Source organism: Crossiella sp. SN42, from assembly GCF_023897065.1.
GTDB lineage: Bacteria > Actinomycetota > Actinomycetes > Mycobacteriales > Pseudonocardiaceae > Crossiella.
Genome location: NZ_JAMHIV010000023.1, coordinates 1 through 16841, shown reverse-complemented (window position 1 = coordinate 16841; position 16841 = coordinate 1). Strand labels below are relative to the sequence as shown.

Below are 16841 nucleotides of genomic sequence, written 5' to 3'. Positions count from 1 at the left end.
GCGCGGGGTGCGCAAGACCTACGGCATGGGCGAGGCCACCGTGCACGCGCTGGCCGGGGTCGACCTCGTGGTGCCCACCGGCGACTACGTGGCGATCATGGGCGCCTCCGGTTCCGGCAAGTCCACCCTGCTCAACATCGTGGGCTGCCTGGACCCGGCCACCGAGGGCGAGTACTTCCTCGACGGGGTCAACGTGGCCGAGCAGAAGCCGAGGCAGCTGGCCAGGGTGCGCAACCAGAAGATCGGCTTCGTGTTCCAGTCCTTCAACCTGATCCCCAGGTTCAACGCACTGTCCAATGTGGAGCTTCCGATGAGCTACGCGGGGCTGCGCAAGGCCGAACGCCGCCGCAGGGCGCTGGCCGCGCTGGACACCGTCGGCCTGGCCGACCGGGTCAGGCACCTGCCCACCGAGCTCTCCGGCGGGCAGCAGCAGCGGGTGGCCATCGCCCGCGCGCTGGTCACCGAACCGGCGCTGCTGCTGGCCGATGAGCCCACCGGCAACCTGGACTCCAAGAGCACCGCGGAGGTGCTGGCCATCCTGGACCGCCTCAACGCCACCGGCCGCACGGTCGTGATGATCACGCACGAGCGGGACGTGGCCGAGCACGCGCACCGGATCCTGCACATGGTGGACGGCAAGGTCGTGCACGAGGAGCGCAAGCAGGCGAACCGGCACGCGGTGGGGGTGGCCCGATGAGGATGGGCGAGATCCTCTTCTCCGCGGTGCGCGGCCTGCTGGCCAACAAGCTCCGCTCGATCCTGACCACGCTGGGCATCCTCATCGGGGTGGCCTCGGTGATCGTGATCGTCGCGGTCGGCCAGGGCGCGTCCAACATGATCATGAACAGCATCAACAGCCTGGGCGCGCACACCCTGAGCGTCTACCAGAAGTACTCCGAGTCCGGCCCTGGCCGCGCGCTGACCCTGGAGGACGCCGAGGCGCTGGCCGCGCCGGAGCTGGCCGACCGGATCAAGGCGGTGGTGCCGGGGGTGTGGAGCCAGGGCTCGGTCAACGATGGGGTGCGCACCAAGGACAACGCGCAGGTGCTGGGCACCCACCCGGACTTCTTCCAGCTGAACAACGCCCTGCTGGCGCGGGGCACCTACTTCAGCAAGGCCGACGTCACCGAGTCCCGCAAGGTCATCGTGATGGGCGGCAAGCTGGCGAGCGAGCTGTTCAACGGGCAGGACCCGGTGAACCGGCAGGTGATCATCAGCGGCATGCAGTTCGTGGTGGTCGGCGTGCTGGAGGAGGCCGGTGAGGGCGGTCGTGGCCGCTCCACCGACGAGATGCTGGCCATGCCGCTGTCCACCCTGCAGAACACGCTGACCGGGCAGCAGCCGCTGAGCCAGTTCTCCGTGCAGGCGCACTCGGTGGAGAAGATGGACCAGGCCAGGGCCGCCATCGAGGCGGTCTTGCGGGCCAAGCACCGCATCGACGCGGACAAGCCCGCCGACTTCGAGATCAGCGACCCCAGGGAGCTGACCCGCAGCAGCAGGCAGATCGACACCGTGCTGACCTACCTGATCCTGGCCATCGGCGGCATCGCGCTGCTCATCGGCGGCGTCGGCATCACCAACATCATGCTGGTCACGGTGACCGAGCGGACCCGCGAGATCGGCATCCGCAAGGCCATCGGGGCCACCAGGGGCGCGATCATGGGCCAGTTCCTGGCCGAGGCGACCATGCTGAGCATGTTCGGCGGCTTCCTCGGCGTGGTGGTCGGGCTGGTCGCCGGGCAGTTCAGCATCCGCGGCCTGCAGCTGACCGTGGTGCCCTCCTCGGTGCTGCTGGCCTTCGGCGTCTCGGCGCTGATCGGGCTGTTCTTCGGCGCGCTGCCGGCCAACCGGGCCAGCAAGCTGCACCCCATCCAGGCGCTGCGGCACGAGTGAGCGGAGGTCGCCAGGCCCCGGGGCCTGGGCCTGGCGACACCTCGGCGAACATCACCCTCCGTGACACAGGGTGACGTGGCGTGCCTCCCTCGTCGGGTGTGACGGCGGCCGCTATCAGTGCAGCTTGACGTGCTGCGCGCAGCTCAAACCTCTACTTTCGGGTTATTCCGCCGCCCCGTCTTCCGGTCGATCCGGGGGTCCCGGCGTACCAAAAGAATGACGGAACCGGAAAGTGTGAATTGGCATCCCTCGCGCCTGCGGCGTGACCTGCGAGTTTCTCGGGCAGGTCATTCGGAGGATGGGTGACGCGGGGACAATCGCGACTTGAGATCCGCTAGCTTCTGCGCATCCGGTTCCTTGCCGGATGGCAAGCATCAATTCGAGAGGTATGTCTCAAGTGATCAAGCAGACTGTTGCGTTGCTGGCTGCTGCCGGTGCGATGCTGGGTGGCACTGCCACGGCCGTGGCCGACGAGGACCAGCCGAAGCACGACCACACCCCGGCGTCCCAGTTCTGGAAGAACGATGACTCCGCCATCGAGCTCCTGAACAACACGAACATCCAGCTCCCCGTGTGCGTGGACGACAACGAGATCGGCCTGGTGCCGGTCGACGCGCTGAACAAGAAGTACAGCGACGGCCCGTGCGTCGAGGCCGACATGGAGAACGCCTCGGAGAACTGAGCACCTGCTGGGTCGCATTCCGCCTTTCACGCGGTAATAGCGGAGCAGTTTCGTGGATCTCCCAGGTGGTGGTGTGCCCGAGCGGTTTATCGCTCGGGCACACCAGCCCCATCGACGCCACCCGACCGGGTGTTGCGACACTGGACCGGTGACGTCGACGCCAGTGAACAACCGCAGTGACGAAGCCTCCGTCGCCACCTCCCGCGCCCTGTTCGAGCGGGCGGCCAAGGCCACGCCGGGTGGAGTGAACTCCCCGGTCCGGGCCTTCCAGGCGGTGGGTGGCACGCCGCGGTTCATGGTCAAGGGACAGGGCGCGTACCTGACCGACGCCGACGGCAACGAGTACGTGGACCTGGTCGCGTCCTGGGGACCGATGATCCTCGGGCACGCGCACCCCGCGGTGGTCGAGGCGGTGCAGCGGGCCGCGAGCAGCGGGCTGTCCTTCGGCACGCCGACCGAGGGCGAGATCGAGCTGGCCGAGGAGATCATCTCCAGGGTGGCCCCGGTGGAGCAGGTGCGGCTGGTCAACTCCGGCACCGAGGCGACCATGAGCGCGATCCGGCTGGCCCGCGGGTTCACCGGGCGGCGCAAGGTGGTCAAGTTCGCCGGCTGCTACCACGGGCACGTGGACGCGCTGCTCGCCCAGGCCGGCTCGGGCGTGGCCACGCTCGGGCTGCCCACCACGCCGGGCGTGACCGGCGCGCAGGCCGAGGACACCCTGGTGCTGCCCTACAACGACCTGGACGCGGTGCGCGCGGCCTTCGCCGAGCACGGCGCGGACATCGCCTGCCTGATCACCGAGGCGGCCGCGGGCAACATGGGCGCGGTGGCGCCGGAGGCCGGTTTCAACGCCGCGCTCAAGGAGCTGTGCTCGGCCAACGGCGCGTTGCTGGTGATGGACGAGGTGATGACCGGGTTCCGGGTCTCCGCGGCCGGTTGGTACGGCGTGGAAGGGGTCGCGGGCGACCTCTACACCTTCGGCAAGGTGATGTCCGGCGGGCTGCCCGCGGCGGCCTTCGGCGGGCGGGCCGACGTGATGGCGCGGCTGGCCCCGGCCGGGCCGGTCTACCAGGCTGGCACGCTGTCCGGGAACCCGGTGGCGGTGGCCGCGGGCCTGGCCACGCTGCGCAACGCCACCGCCGAGGTCTACACCGCGCTGGACACCAACGCGCGCAAGCTCGGCTCACTGCTGGCCGACGCGCTCACCGCCGAGGGCGTGGCGCACCGGGTGCAGTACGCGGGCAACCTGGTCAGCGTGTTCTTCACCGAGGACCCGGTGCGCGACTACGAGGGCGCCAAGGCGGCCCAGACCTGGCGGTTCGCCCCGTTCTTCCACGAGCTGCTGGCTCGTGGCGTGTACCCGCCGCCCAGCGCGTTCGAGGCCTGGTTCGTCTCCGCGGCGCTGGACGAGCGGGCCTTCGAGCGGATCACCGAGGCCCTGCCGCACGCCGCGGCGGCCGCGGCGGCAGCCAAGGAGAACTCGTGACGCGCACCGTGGTCCACCTGCTCCGGCACGGCGAGGTCTACAACCCCAACGGCATCCTCTACGGCCGCCTGCCCGGGTTCCGGCTCTCCGGCGCGGGTCAGCAGCAGGCGAAGCTGGTCGCCGAGCACCTCAACGAGCGGGACATCACGCACGTGGTGGCCTCGCCGCTGGAGCGCGCGCAGCAGACCGCCCGGCCGCTGGCCGACTCGCACCAGCTGGAGGTCGCGGTGGACGACCGGCTGATCGAGTCGGCGAACAAGTTCGAGGGCCTCAAGGTCTCCGTCGGCGACGGCGCGCTGCGCTCGCCCCGGCACTGGGCCAAGCTGTACAACCCGTTCCGCCCGTCCTGGGGCGAGCCCTACCTGCACATCGCGCACCGGATGCTGGGCGCGGTGCACCGGGCCAGGGTGGCCGCGGCCGGGCACGAGGCGGTCTGCGTGTCCCACCAGCTGCCGATCTGGACCGTGCGCCGGTTCCTGGAGGGCCGCCGGATGTGGCACGACCCGCGCCGCCGCCAGTGCTCGCTGGCCTCGCTGACCAGCCTGGTCTTCCAGGACGAGGAGCTGGTCCGGATCGTCTACCGCGAGCCGGTCGGCCGCACCGACCCGAGGGTGACCGGGGCATGAGGCGACTGCTGCCCGCCCTCCTCGCCGCGCTGGTGCTCACCGGCTGCGCCACCGGCACCGACGCGGTGGCCACCGGCGGCGACTTCGAGTTCGTCGCCCCCGGCGGCCAGACGCGCATCCGGTACGAGCCCGCCAAGCGGCAGAAGCCGCCGGTGCTCAGCGGGGACAGCCTGCTCGAAGAGGGCAAGACGATCAAGACCTCGGACTACGCAGGCAAGGTCGTGGTGCTCAACCTGTGGGGCAGCTGGTGCCCGCCCTGCCGGGACGAGGTGGACGACCTGGAGCGGGTCTTCGAGCAGACCAAGGACTCCGGCGTGCAGTTCCTCGGCATCGACCTGCGGGACGAGATCCGCAGCGCCGCGGCCGACTTCGTGCGCGACCACAAGCAGACCTACCCGTCCATCTACGACCCGCCCGGCCGGTCGCTGCTGGGCCTGCGCGGCTACCCGCGCAACGCGGTGCCCTCCACCATCCTGCTGGACCGGCAGCACCGGGTGGCCGCGGTGTTCCTGAGCAAGCTCACCGACGCCGAGCTGCTGCCGGTTGTGCAGGAGCTCGCCGCGGAAAAGAGCTAGTTGGGCAGCAGTCGCAGCTGCCGGAGCAGGGCCGCCAGGTCCGCCGGTGGCTGCGACTTGGCCAGGATCGCGTCGGCCATCGCCTTGCGGCCGATCAGGTTGAACTCCCGGCCGAGCGTGCGCATGATCGAGTCCTGGCTGGGCCGGAAGATGCCGCGCTCCTGGTACTTGCCGCCCTCGTACACGCCGATCACGCCGCCGTCCGGGGTCGGCTGGCCGATCAGCGAGTGCCACTTGACCCGCTGCTCGCGCATCTGCGCCTCGGTCAGCACGGAGGCGTTCGGCTCGGTCAGCTCCGGGCCGGTGTAGGGGTCGCCGGGGGAGAAGTACTCGTCGGCCAGCCCGCCCATGGAGTGGCCCAGCTCGTGGATGGCGATCTGCCCGGCCTGGGCGTTGCCGCCGGCCGCGGTGGCCACCGGGCCGCCCGCGCCGCCGTACTTGGCCGTGTTGCCCAGCGCGATCACCTGGTCGGCCTGCGGGGCCAGCGCGGCGTACTGCTTGGCCGCGGTCTCGTTCACGCACAGCAGCCGCTCGGTGCCGCTGCTGCCCTGGCACCAGAAGCCCATGTCCAGCGCGGTGTCCTTGCGCACGCCCTGCGCCGGGTCGTGGTCGACGCCGGAGTCGGTGGACACCACGTCCACCCGCCACACGTTGAGGTGCCCGGTCAGCGACTTGAACGGCTCCACCTGGGCCAGCTCGGTCCACTTCTCCCGCACGTGCCGCTCGTAGGTGGGCAGGTCGGCCGCGGTGTAGCCGTCGCCGACGAAGACCAGGTCGAAGCGCTCGGTGGACGGTCCGGTCTCGTGCACGATGCCGATCTGGGCCAGGATCTCGTCGGCGGCCTTGGGCAGGTCCGGCAGCACCGGCACCTTGACCTTGCTGATCGTGCCGTCCGGCGAGAAGACCTCGCGGAGCTCGAACTGCTGCGGGGCGGCGTCGGCCACCGGCTGGGACAGCGAGAGCACGAGGGCGGTGCAGGAAAGCGCGCCGGCGAGTGCGGCGAAGGGGCGAAGCACGGCTAGACGCTAGGGGGCCGGACGCGCTCGGGCCAGACTCCGTTCGTCCCAACTGGACAGTGTGGCCAAGGCCACGACGCAACCCCAAAAAGCCGATCGCGAACGGGTTACGTACTCTGGCTACTCGTGGACCCCGCCACCCAGCTCGCCATCTCGGGGCCGCTCATCCTCGCGGCCCTGGTGGCCGTGCTCGCCGGGACGCTGTCCTTCGCCTCCCCGTGCGTGGTGCCGCTGGTCCCCGGCTACCTCTCCTACCTGGCCGGACTGGTCGGGGCGGAGCAGCCGCCGATCAACAGCGACGAGGCGGCGCAGGCGCGTCAGGGCCGCTGGCGGGTGGCCGGGGCGGCGCTGCTGTTCGTGGCCGGGTTCACCGTGGTCTTCGCCATCGGCATGCTCGGCGTGCTCGGGCTGGCCGACGCGCTGATCGAGAACGGCCCGCTGCTGCAACGCATCGGCGGGGTCGTCACCATCTTCATGGGCCTGGTCTTCATGGGCCTGGTGCCGCTGCTCCAGCGCGATGTCCGCTCGCACCACGTGCCCAGGCTGGGCCTGGCGGGCGCGCCGGTGCTGGGCGCGCTGTTCGGGCTGGGCTGGGTGCCGTGCATGGGCCCGATGCTCACCGGCGTGGTCACCGTGGCCGCGGGCACCGGCGGCGGCAGCCTGCGCGGGATCGTGCTGATCCTGGCCTACTGCCTCGGCCTCGGCCTGCCGTTCCTGGTGCTCGCGCTGGGCGCGCGCTGGGCGGTGCGGGCCACCGGCTGGCTGCGGCGGCACACCCGCGGCGTGCAGCTCTTCGGCGGCGGCATGCTGGTGCTGGTGGGCGTGCTGCTGGTGACCGGCTTGTGGGGGCAGCTGGTGTCCTGGATCCAGATCAGCCTGGTCGCCGACTTCAGGCTGCCGCTGTGAGCGCGCCGGTCCGGCAGAGCGCTCCGCGCGCGGCCCTCGCCTTCCTGCGCAACACCTGGCGCGGGCTGACCAGCATGCGCACCGCGCTGATCCTGCTGTTCCTGCTCGCGCTGGCCGCGATGCCCGGCGCGCTGCTACCGCAGTACGCGCTGAACGCGGCCAAGGTCGCCGACTACATCAAGCAGTACCCGACGCTCGGCCCGATCCTGGACGACCTCGGCTTCTTCGCCGTCTACGGCGCGCCCTGGTTCGCCGCGATCTACGTGCTGCTGTTCGTCTCGCTGATCGGCTGCCTGCTGCCGCGCACCGTGGAGTTCGCCAGGCAGCTGCGTCAGCAGCCGGTGCTGGTGCCGCGCAAGCTGGCCCGGCTGCCGCACCACGTCTACGGCACCGTGGACGGCTCGGTGGACGAGGTGCTGGCCAGCACCAAGAGCACACTGCGCGGCTGGCGCAAGGTCGAGCGCACCGAGGACGGCGGCGTGGCCACGGTCAGCGCCGAGCGCGGCTTCACCCGCGAGGCGGGCAACCTGGTCTTCCACTTCGCGCTGGTCGCGCTGCTGCTGGGGATGGCGGCAGGCAAGCTGTTCGGCTACGAGGGCCAGGTCATCGTGCTGGCCAACGGCTCCCAGTTCTGCAACGCGGGCATCTACGCCTACGACTCCTTCCGGCCGGGCCTGACCGTGGACGGCACCGAGCTGAACCCGTTCTGCGTGCGGGTGGACGGCTTCGAGAGCCGCTACTTCGACAACCTGCAGCCCGACCTGTACCGGGCCAAGGTCTCCTACCAGGACGCGCACGAGCTGGACGGCGCCGGCTGGCGCGCCGCCGACGTGGAGGTCAACCACCCGCTGCGCCTCTCCGGCGACCGGGTCTACCTGCTCGGCACCGGCTACGCGCCGCGCTTCGTGGTCACCTTCCCCGGCGGGGAGCAGCGCACCGGCCTGATCCAGTGGAAGCCGATGGACCAGGCCACCCTGCTGTCGGAGGGCGCGACCAAGTTCGACCCGCCGGGGGTCACCGACCCGGACGAGCGCCGCCGCAAGCAGCTGGCCATCACCGGGCTGTTCGCGCCGACCGCCGGCTACCACGGCTCGGTGCTCACCTCGGTCTTCCCGGCGGCTGACGACCCGGCGGTCGCGGTGGACATCTACCGCGGCGACCTGGGCCTGGACTCCGGCCGCGGCCAGTCGATCTTCGAGGTCGACAAGTCGATGGTCGAGTCGGGGCGGCTGACCAAGGTGCTGCGCAAGAACCTCGCCCTCGGCGAGGAGGTCAGCCTGGACGACGGCACCAAGGTCCGCTTCGACGGCGTGGTGCCCTGGGTCTCGCTCCAGGTCTCCAACGACCCGGCGCAGGTGGCCGTGCTGCTGGCCGGGCTGGCGGTGATGATCGGCATCGCGCTGTCGCTGATCGTGAAGCGGCGGCGGCTGTGGGTGCGGATCTCGCCTGCCGAGGACGGCCGTACCTTGGTCGAGGTCGGCGGGCTCGCGCGCACCGACCAGGCCGGGTACGGCGAGGAGTTCACGCGCGTGGCGAACCAGCTTTTCGCAGGAAAGGACAAGTGATGGCGGTCAACGAGACCCTGTCCACCTACAGCGACTGGTCCTACACCAGCGGGCTGGCCGTCTACGTGCTGGCCATGGCCGCCTACGCCGCGGAGTACGCCTTCGGCCGCAAGCCCGCGCAGGCCAAGGCCTCCGCGCTGGTCGGCGCGGGCGCGCCGGCGCCGGAGCCGGTGCAGCCGGGCCGGATCGCCGAGCCGCCGAGGGCCACCGTGCCCGAGCGGGCGGGCCGGATCGCGGTGCTGCTGACCGGGCTGGGCGCGCTGTTCCACTTCGGCTCGCTGCTGCTGCGCGGGCTGGCCACCAGCCGGTGGCCGCTGGGCAACATGTACGAGTACGTCTCCGCGGTGGTGCTGGTCGCGGTGGTGGCCTGGCTGGTGCTGCTGCGCAAGCACAACGTGCGCAGGCTGGGCATGTTCGTGCTGCTGCCCATGGTGATCCTGCTGTTCCTGGCCTGGTCGGTGTTGTACGCCAAGGCCGCGCCGCTGGTGCCGGCGCTGCGCTCGTACTGGATCGTCATCCACGTCTCGGTGATCGTGGTGGCCAGCGGGCTGTTCCTGCTGCCGGGCGTGGCCAGCATGCTGTACCTGGTGCGCAGGGCCAACGAGGACAACCCGGCCCGGCTGGCCAGCTTCGCCAGCAAGCTGCCGGACACCGACACCCTGGACCGGATCGCCTACCGGGTGACCGTGTTCTGCTTCCCGCTGTTCACCTTCGGCATCATCGCCGGCGCGATCTGGGCCGAGTCCGCCTGGGGCCGGTACTGGGGCTGGGACCCGAAGGAGATCGTCGCCTTCGTCTCCTGGGTGATCTATGCCGCCTACCTGCACGCCAGGGCCACCGCGGGCTGGCGCGGCAAGCCCGCCGCCTGGATCAACATCCTCGGCTGGGCCAGCGTGGTGTTCAACCTGTTCTTCATCAACATGGTGGTCGCCGGACTGCACTCCTACGCCGGGGTTTGATCCGACACACCGCGACCCCGACTCGCACGGTCCCCGCCCTGGCGGCTACCGTCGCAGGCGTTGACTTGACGCTACGCCGGTGATGGAGGACTCCAACGGTGACCGGACGGTACGAGGAGCCCGAGACCCAGAACGTGCACTGGGTGCCGCCGGAAAAGCAGCAGCAGCAACCTGAACCGCTCTACGTCGACCCGAACACCTCGGGCGCGCACCAGGTGGGCGGCGGCCAGTCCGGCCCCTACCGGGTGGACCCGTCGACCTCCGGCCCGTACCAGGTCGGCGGCGGACCCTCCGGTCCCAACCAGGTCGGCGGCGGCCAGTCCGGCGCCTACTCGGTCAGCGGTGGCCCGTCCGGTCCACACCCGGTCAGCGGCGGCCCTTCCGGCCCGCACCAGGTGGACCCGAACAGCTCCGGCGCCTACTACGTCGAGCAGACCGCCTCCGGCTCGCAGCCGCAGCAGCACTACCAGCCGCAGTTCCAGCAGCAGGCCCCGCCGCCCGGCTACCCGCAGCAGGCGCACACCCAGCCGCGCCAGCCGCAGTCCGGCGCGCCGGACCTGTCCTCCCAGCAGCTGCTCCGGCAGACCAAGCGGCCGCCGTCCACCGGCTGGCGGCGCGCGGTCTACAAGGCCTCCGGCCACCTGCTCAACCTGGGCGAGAGCCCGGCTGACGTGCAGCGGCGGGACCTGATCGCCAGGGTCAACCAGCCGGTGCACGGCTGCTACAAGATCGCCATGCTGAGCCTCAAGGGCGGGGTCGGCAAGACCACCACCACGGCCAGCCTCGGCTCCACCTTCTCCTCGCTGCGCGGGGACCGGGTGGTCGCGGTGGACGCCAACCCCGACCGCGGCACGCTGGCGCAGAAGATCCCGCTGGAGACCACCGCCACCGTCCGGCACCTGCTGCGGGACGCGCAGCGGATCCGCCGGTACAGCGATGTGCGCGCCTACACCTCCCAGGGGCCCAGCCGCCTGGAAGTGCTGGCCAGCGAGCAGGACCCGGCCGTGTCCGAGGCCTTCAGCGAGGACGACTACCGCCGCACGGTGGCGCTGCTGGAGGTCTTCTACAACATCGTGCTCACCGACTGCGGCACCGGCCTGATGCACTCGGCGATGAAGGGCGTGCTGGAGCTCGCCGACTCGCTGGTGATCGTCTCCTCCGGCTCGGTGGACGGCGCGCGCAGCGCCTCGGCCACCCTGGACTGGCTGGACGCGCACGGCTACCGCGACCTGGTCGCCCGGTCCGTGGCAGTGATCAACTCGGTCCGGCCGGGCTCAGGCAAGGTGGACCTGGACCGGCTCAGCGAACACTTCGCGGCCCGCTGCCGCGCGGTCTGCCGGATCCCGTTCGACCCGCACCTGGAAGAGGGCGCGGAGATCGAGCTGGAGCGCCTGGCCCCGAACACCCGGCTGGCCATGCTGGACCTCGCGGCCACCGTGGCCGACGACTTCCCGCACGCGGTCGCCCGCTCCCGCGCTCGTTAGTTTTGCCGGCCGGGGCGGCCGTTGGCCGTCCCGGCGGGTCTCAGCTCACTCGTCGGAGTCCTTGCGGTTCTGCCTGCGACGGTTCTCGTCCAGGCGGCGCAGGAAGTCCGGGTCGTCGTCCGGGGCCACCGGGCCACCGGCCGCGCGGTAGCTCTTCGGGCGTTCCGGACCGAACGCCCGCCACATCAGCGCGCCAACGGTGACCGCCCCGATGACCGCGAGCAGGTACAGGTACAGCAACGCTGCCTCCTCTCACAGACCCACACCCGAGGTTAACCGAAGCTGACCGGAGCGGGTCGGTGCCGAAAGGGCAGCGTGACAACCTGAAGAAGACCCCGGTGGAGCCGGCGGATCGCTCTACGTGATCCAACCGGCCCCGCCGGGGTCCTGCGGCAGGGGCGCCTCGGGTTCCAGGCCACCTTGGTTCCCGGGCTGCTCTTGTCGTTATGCCTGCCGCTGTGGGTTCAACTCTGGCAGCCGGAATGACCTTGCACACATCCCGGCTGGCCATAGCATGCGGGTTATGGAACTGGAGGTACGCCACCTCCGGGTGCTGCTCGCGGTAGCCGACGCGGGCAGCGTCTCGAAGGCCGCCAGCACCCTCGGACTGTCCCAGCCCAGCCTGTCCGCCCAGTTGCGGCGGATCGAGACGAGCATGGGCGCGCCGCTGTTCGACCGCTCGGCCGAGGGCGTGCAGCCCACCTCGGTCGGCCGGTTCGTGCTGGCCAAGGCGCGCACCGTGCTGGCCGAGCTGGACGAGCTGCGGTCCTGGGCCGGGCAGGCCGGTGGCGCGGGCGGGGTGACCAAGATCCAGGTGGGCAGCGTGCCCGGTCCGATCGCCTCCCGGCTCGCGCTGTCTTTGCAACGTCTTTACCCGGGCGAGATCGAGGTGCACAGCCTGGCCGAGCAGTCCTCCTTCGCCATGCTCGGCCTGCTTGGCGGGCGGCGGATGGACGTGGCGGTGGTGGAGGAGTTCAGCGGGCACGAGCTGCCCTCGGTGGCAGGGGTGCGCCGGGCCCCGCTGGTGCCGGTGGAACCGGTGTTCGTGGCGGTGGCCGAGACCCACCCGCTGGCCGCGAAGGCGGTGATCGACCTGGCCGAGCTGGCCGAGGAACCCTGGATCGTGGACCCGCTGATGGACTCCGGCGAGACCGCGCACCTGCGCCGCCGCTGCCAGGAGGCCGGGTTCGAGCCGCTGATCAGGCATCACGCCACCGAGACCAGCGCGGCCCGCGGCGCGGTCTCCAGCGGCCTTGCGGTGAGCCTGGCGCAGGCCACCGCGCGGGAGGGGCTGGGCCTGGTGATCCGGCCGCTGCGCGGGGACCCGCTGGTGCGGCGGCTGGACGTGGCCTGGAACGAGGCCGGGCCGGTGGGCGAGGAGCTGGCGCTGGAGGCCGCGGCCGATGCCTACCTGGGCCTGGTCGGCGCGAACCCGAGCTATGCCGCGTGGTGGGCGGCGCATCCCGAGGTGCACCCGAAAGGTAAAGAGCGGTAAAAGCCGAGCGGCGAGAACGGGCCGTTTCCGGCCGTTCTCGCCGAGGTGATCTCGATCACTCTTTCCTGGTCAGGCGAGCGCGGGACCAGGGGTGGTGAGTTCGGCCAGCAGCGCGTTGACCTCGGACTCCCGGAACCGCCGGTGCCCGCCTGGCGTGCGGATCGACCCGATGCGGCCCGCGGTGGCCCACCGGGTCACCGTCTTGGGGTCCACTCGGAACAGGCCGGCGACCTCACCTGGCGTGAGCAGCCGCTCCGCTCCCGCGGGACGGGGCGCTGGACGCATGGTGGTCACTTTTCCCTCCTCACCACGGGCCCGAGGTCCTCGGGTCCGTACTCGGTGAAATGGTGGCATTTCACCCGTCAGGTACTCGAACGTTTGTCCGTAGGTAATGGGCAGGTAAGGGACGAATCGGTCACTCGAACGGCCCATCATGGGAGCATCTGGGCACGCTCTAGGGTCTGCTGCCATGGATCTCGTGGATCGGCAGATCATCGCGGCGCTTCGGGCCAACGGGCGGGCGACCTACGCCGACCTGGGCCGGCAGGTGGGGCTGTCGGCCTCCGCGGTGCACGAGCGGGTGGGCAAGCTGGAGAACTCCGGTGTGATCACCGGCTACCACGCGATGGTGGACCCGATGGCGGTCGGCCTCGGGGTGACCGCGCTGGTCGGCATCCACCCCTCGGACACCGGCGACGAGGACAAGATCGCCGCCAGCCTGGCCGCGCTGCACGAGGTCGAGTCCTGCTACGCGGTGGCGGGCGACGAGGCGTTCGTGGTCAAGATCAGGGTGGCCACCGTGGACGACCTGGAGCGCTCACTGGTCCGGCTGCGCCGCATCGACGGGGTGGCCCGCACCCGCACCACGGTGGTGCTCAGCACCCGGTTCGAGGGCAGGCCGAACACCCCGGGCTCCATCGCCGACCCGGCTCCCGGCGACACTCCCGGCGGCGGCGCGTAGCCTCACACCCGTGGAGGCCACCGACACCTCGAACACCGGCACGCCGGACAACAACCTCAACCGCGACCTGGCGCTGTACACCGCGGGCAGGCTCGGCATGGTCGTGCTCTTCGCCGCCATCCTGGCCGCGGTGGGCGTCCCGCTGCTGGTCGCACTGGCGGTCGGCTTCGTGGTCGCGCTGCCGCTGTCCTTCGTGCTGTTCAGCGGCCTGCGCCAGCGGGTGGCCCGCGGCCTGGCCGAGCGCGGCGAGCAGCGCCGGACCGAGCGCGCCCGGCTGCGCGCGCAGCTGCGCGGCGAGAGCTGAGCCACACCAGCCCCGCGGTTAGAGTGCGGCCATGGCCGTGCTCGATCGCTGTTGTGACAAGACCCGGAGCTGGGTCAACGAGGCTGTCCGGATCATCGAGGCGGATGCCAACCGCAGCGCCGACACCCATCTGCTGTCCTACCCGCTGCCGCCGGAGTGGGGCATCGACCTCTACCTCAAGGACGAGTCCACCCACCCGACCGGCTCGTTGAAGCACCGGCTGGCCCGCTCGCTGTTCCTCTACGCCATCTGCAACGGCTGGATCGTCGGCGGCACCCCGGTGATCGAGGCCTCCTCCGGCTCCACCGCGGTCTCCGAGGCCTACTTCGCCCGGCTGCTCGGCCTGCCGTTCATCGCGGTCATGCCCCGCTCGACCTCGCCGGAGAAGATCGCGCTGATCGAGCGGGAGGGCGGGCGCTGCCACTTCGTGGACTCGCCGGGGGCGATCTACCACGAGTCCCGGCGGCTGGCCGCCGAGCTCGGCGGGCACTTCATGGACCAGTTCACCCACGCCGAGCGGGCCACCGACTGGCGCGGCAACAACAACATCGCCGAGTCGATCTTCGAGCAGATGCGGCTGGAGCGGCACCCGGAACCGGAGTGGGTGGTGGTCGGCGCGGGCACCGGCGGCACCGGGGCGACCATCGGCCGGTACGTGCGGTACCGGCAGCTGCGCACCAAGCTGGCCGTGGTGGACCCGGAGTTCTCGGTGTTCTACGACGCCTGGCGGGACGCCGACCCCGAGCTGACCGGCACCAGGGGCTCCCGGATCGAGGGCATCGGGCGGCCCAGGGTGGAGCCTTCCTTCCTCGGCCAGGTGATCGACCGGATGATCAAGGTGCCGGACGCGGCCTCGGTCGCGGTGATCCGGCACGCCGAGGGGGTGCTCGGCCGCCGGGTCGGCGGGTCCACCGGCACCAACCTGTGGGGGGCGTTCCAGCTGGTCGCGGAGCTGCGCGCGCAGGGGCGGCAGGGCAGCGTGGTCACCCTGCTGTGCGACGGCGGCGAGCGCTACGCCAACACCTACTACGACGACGAGTGGGTGGGCGGGCAGCAGCTGGACCTGACCGGGCCGACCGCGACCGTGACCGAGTTCCACCGGTCCGGGCAGTGGCCCGGCGCACAGTGATCGGGAACCCCCGATAGCCTCGCGCCGTCCAACCGCGGTCAGTGACGGCGCGCATCGGGGGTCCACCACATGGTCCAGCGGCACAACACCGAGGAGCTGAAGGCCTACGCGGCCTACCTCGGCACCGTGGCCGGTCAGTTCGACCAGGTCAAGAAGTACCTGCACGAGCACGGCTGCGACAAGAGCGGCTTCACCGGCCTGCTCACCATCCTGCAGCCGGGGGTGGACCTGGTGCGCGGCGCCTACGACCTGGCGCTGGACTTCGGGCAGGACCGGATGCACGGCTCGGCCGAGCGGATGGCCCAGATCGCCGCGGACTACGAGAAGACCGACCAGAAGGTCGCGCTGACCTTCGCCCAGATCAACGACCAGGTCGGGCAGGTGCGCGCCTGATGGCCACCGGGTACGCGGACAAGACCGACCTCGGCGGTCTGCTCAAGGCGCCCGAGGACAGCTCCGGCGCCAAGATCGAGGAGCTGATCAAGGAGCAGGGCTGGCAGGTGCAGGCCGTGGACTGGGCCTTCACCAAGGTCACCGGCGAGAGCATCGTGCAGAAGGTGATCATGCCGATCACCGGTGACTACACGCGCATCCAGATGAACGGCGACGCCTGGCGCAGCGGCGCCGAGGCGATGAACGCCATGTCCGCCAACCTCAACGCCAATGTCGACCAGGTCCGCGAGACCTGGGAGGGCGCGGCCGCGGTGGCGCACGAGGTCTTCGTCAAGGCGGTGTGGAAGGCCGGGCTGCTGGCCGAGGCCCAGGTCGCCAAGCTGATCGCCAAGGGCTTCGACAAGGTCGCCGAGGGCGCGAAGAAGCTGTGCCAGAAGGCCCTGGACCTGATCAAGTTCCTGGTCAACAAGCTCATCGACGCGATCAAGAAGGCCTGGGTCCCGGCCTACGGCTGGATCAAGGCCGCCGAGCTGGTCTGGGACGCCTACCAGATCTACCGCAAGATCATCGAGATCGTGGAGGCGGTGAAGCGGATCATCGAGACCGCCAAGCAGCTGCACGACACCGTCTCCCAGGTGCCCTCCCAGCTGTCCAAGATCAAGGACGTGCGCAGCGTCGGCGACGCGATCGAGGTGGGCAAGGAGCTCAAGCAGTCCGCCACCGACATCAAGGACGGGGCCACCAGCATCCGCGACGACGCCAAGGGCATCGGCGACTCGGCCAAGGAGGCCCGCGCGGCAGGCCGGGAAACCGGCAAGGACGCCAAGGCCCTCAACGACCACCTGCGTAAACCGGCTGGAGCGAGCCCGCGATGACCACTCCCGAACAGGATTGGCGCACCCCGGAGGTCCGGCGCGCCGAGGCCGAGCTGGACGCCTCCATGGACGCCATGGAGGAGGTGCTGCGCTCAGCCCAGGAGCTCCAGGACAGCCTGCGCCCCGCCGAGGAGCCGGTGGCCTCCGAGGAGGACGCCCGCGCCATCGAGCGCGAGGCGGCCAAGCCCGACGCGCCTGCGGAACTCCGTGCGCTGCAACGGAAAGTCGAGGCCGGGGACCTCAGCTGGCGGGACGTGCTGGAGGGGCGGGCGTACGCGGACCCGGACGTGCGCGCGGCGCTGGAGCCGAACCTGAGCCGGATGGGCACGACCTACCAGCTGTTCCAGGAGGGACACACGCTGGACGAGGTGGTCGAGGCGCACCGGCAGTCCCAGCGCCGCAACGACGATGACGACGACGGCGGCGAGAACATCGTGCTGCGGCACGACTCCTGGTGACCGAGGTCGTGTGTGGTGGATCTTGTGCGTGAGC

At 70.9% G+C, this 16841-nt stretch carries 20 protein-coding genes; 17 read left to right on the top strand and 3 right to left on the bottom strand.

Going from position 1 to position 16841, the window contains the following annotated elements; translation table 11 throughout:
* The first annotated feature begins 25 nt into the window (after nt 1-25).
* The 6 genes from M8C13_RS26310 (at nt 26) to M8C13_RS26285 (ending at nt 5262) form a co-directional block, all read left to right on the top strand.
* The gene (locus tag M8C13_RS26310) at nt 26-697 is read left to right on the top strand and encodes an ABC transporter ATP-binding protein (protein WP_252483537.1); all 672 of its coding nucleotides are present in this window, start codon (nt 26-28) and stop codon (nt 695-697) included.
* Nucleotides 694-1893, top strand: a complete 1200-nt coding sequence (locus M8C13_RS26305; protein WP_252483378.1) for an ABC transporter permease — start codon at nt 694-696, stop codon at nt 1891-1893. The genes M8C13_RS26310 and M8C13_RS26305 overlap by 4 nt, the downstream gene beginning before the upstream one ends.
* 397 nt (nt 1894-2290) lie before the next feature.
* Nucleotides 2291-2575 (top strand): hypothetical protein, encoded by a 285-nt coding sequence (locus tag M8C13_RS26300; RefSeq protein ID WP_252483377.1) that lies wholly within the window; start codon nt 2291-2293, stop codon nt 2573-2575.
* A gap of 148 nt (nt 2576-2723) precedes the next feature.
* Nucleotides 2724-4061 (top strand): glutamate-1-semialdehyde 2,1-aminomutase, encoded by a 1338-nt coding sequence (gene hemL, locus M8C13_RS26295; protein WP_252483376.1) that lies wholly within the window; start codon nt 2724-2726, stop codon nt 4059-4061.
* Nucleotides 4058-4687 carry a histidine phosphatase family protein gene (locus M8C13_RS26290; RefSeq protein ID WP_252483375.1) on the top strand — a complete coding sequence of 210 codons (630 nt, stop codon included), beginning with the start codon at nt 4058-4060 and terminating at the stop codon, nt 4685-4687. The genes hemL and M8C13_RS26290 overlap by 4 nt, the downstream gene beginning before the upstream one ends.
* Nucleotides 4684-5262 (top strand): TlpA disulfide reductase family protein, encoded by a 579-nt coding sequence (locus tag M8C13_RS26285; RefSeq protein WP_252483374.1) that lies wholly within the window; start codon nt 4684-4686, stop codon nt 5260-5262. Before M8C13_RS26290 ends, M8C13_RS26285 begins: the two co-directional genes overlap by 4 nt.
* Here the strand turns inward: M8C13_RS26285 and M8C13_RS26280 are convergent.
* Nucleotides 5259-6278: a M64 family metallopeptidase gene (locus tag M8C13_RS26280; protein ID WP_252483373.1), complete on the bottom strand. Its 1020-nt coding sequence runs from the start codon at nt 6276-6278 to the stop codon at nt 5259-5261. The genes M8C13_RS26285 and M8C13_RS26280 overlap by 4 nt on opposite strands.
* Before the next feature lie 126 nt (nt 6279-6404).
* Here M8C13_RS26280 and M8C13_RS26275 point away from each other — a divergent pair, with 126 nt between their 5' ends.
* From M8C13_RS26275 to M8C13_RS26260, 4 genes are all read left to right on the top strand, one after another.
* Nucleotides 6405-7184 (top strand): cytochrome c biogenesis CcdA family protein, encoded by a 780-nt coding sequence (locus M8C13_RS26275; RefSeq protein WP_252483372.1) that lies wholly within the window; start codon nt 6405-6407, stop codon nt 7182-7184.
* 74 nt (nt 7185-7258) lie between these two features.
* The gene (locus M8C13_RS26270) at nt 7259-8749 is read left to right on the top strand and encodes a cytochrome c biogenesis protein ResB (protein ID WP_252483536.1); all 1491 of its coding nucleotides are present in this window, start codon (nt 7259-7261) and stop codon (nt 8747-8749) included.
* Entirely contained in the window at nt 8749-9708 is a 960-nt protein-coding gene (ccsB, locus tag M8C13_RS26265; protein ID WP_252483371.1) for a c-type cytochrome biogenesis protein CcsB, read from the top strand. The genes M8C13_RS26270 and ccsB overlap by 1 nt, the downstream gene beginning before the upstream one ends.
* Before the next feature lie 98 nt (nt 9709-9806).
* Nucleotides 9807-11192, top strand: coding sequence for an AAA family ATPase (locus M8C13_RS26260; protein ID WP_374213149.1), 1386 nt, complete (start codon nt 9807-9809; stop codon nt 11190-11192).
* 45 nt (nt 11193-11237) lie between these two features.
* Here the strand turns inward: M8C13_RS26260 and M8C13_RS26255 are convergent, their stop codons facing one another.
* Nucleotides 11238-11432, bottom strand: coding sequence for a hypothetical protein (locus M8C13_RS26255; protein ID WP_252483546.1), 195 nt, complete (start codon nt 11430-11432; stop codon nt 11238-11240).
* 283 nt (nt 11433-11715) lie between these two features.
* On the opposite strand from M8C13_RS26255, the gene M8C13_RS26250 reads away from it, so the two are divergent.
* Nucleotides 11716-12687, top strand: coding sequence for a LysR family transcriptional regulator (locus M8C13_RS26250; RefSeq protein WP_252483370.1), 972 nt, complete (start codon nt 11716-11718; stop codon nt 12685-12687).
* 69 nt (nt 12688-12756) lie between these two features.
* Here M8C13_RS26250 and M8C13_RS26245 read toward each other — a convergent pair whose 3' ends face one another.
* On the bottom strand, nt 12757-12972 hold the full coding sequence (locus M8C13_RS26245) for a BldC family transcriptional regulator (RefSeq protein ID WP_252483534.1): 216 nt from the start codon (nt 12970-12972) through the stop codon (nt 12757-12759).
* 184 nt (nt 12973-13156) lie between these two features.
* Between M8C13_RS26245 and M8C13_RS26240 the strand changes: the two genes are divergently transcribed.
* The 6 genes from M8C13_RS26240 to M8C13_RS26215 all read left to right on the top strand — a co-directional run bounded on the left by M8C13_RS26240 (nt 13157) and on the right by M8C13_RS26215 (nt 16807).
* On the top strand, nt 13157-13648 hold the full coding sequence (locus M8C13_RS26240) for an Lrp/AsnC family transcriptional regulator (RefSeq protein ID WP_252483369.1): 492 nt from the start codon (nt 13157-13159) through the stop codon (nt 13646-13648).
* A gap of 10 nt (nt 13649-13658) precedes the next feature.
* The gene (locus M8C13_RS26235) at nt 13659-13952 is read left to right on the top strand and encodes a DUF4229 domain-containing protein (protein WP_252483368.1); all 294 of its coding nucleotides are present in this window, start codon (nt 13659-13661) and stop codon (nt 13950-13952) included.
* Between the two features lie 31 nt (nt 13953-13983).
* Complete coding sequence (locus M8C13_RS26230; protein WP_252483367.1) at nt 13984-15081, top strand: PLP-dependent cysteine synthase family protein; 1098 nt, start codon at nt 13984-13986, stop codon at nt 15079-15081.
* Between the two features lie 69 nt (nt 15082-15150).
* Complete coding sequence (locus M8C13_RS26225; RefSeq protein ID WP_252483366.1) at nt 15151-15474, top strand: hypothetical protein; 324 nt, start codon at nt 15151-15153, stop codon at nt 15472-15474.
* Entirely contained in the window at nt 15474-16349 is an 876-nt protein-coding gene (locus M8C13_RS26220) for a WXG100 family type VII secretion target (protein WP_252483365.1), read from the top strand. Before M8C13_RS26225 ends, M8C13_RS26220 begins: the two co-directional genes overlap by 1 nt.
* Nucleotides 16346-16807 carry a hypothetical protein gene (locus M8C13_RS26215; RefSeq protein WP_252483364.1) on the top strand — a complete coding sequence of 154 codons (462 nt, stop codon included), beginning with the start codon at nt 16346-16348 and terminating at the stop codon, nt 16805-16807. Before M8C13_RS26220 ends, M8C13_RS26215 begins: the two co-directional genes overlap by 4 nt.
* Nucleotides 16808-16841 lie beyond the last annotated feature (34 nt).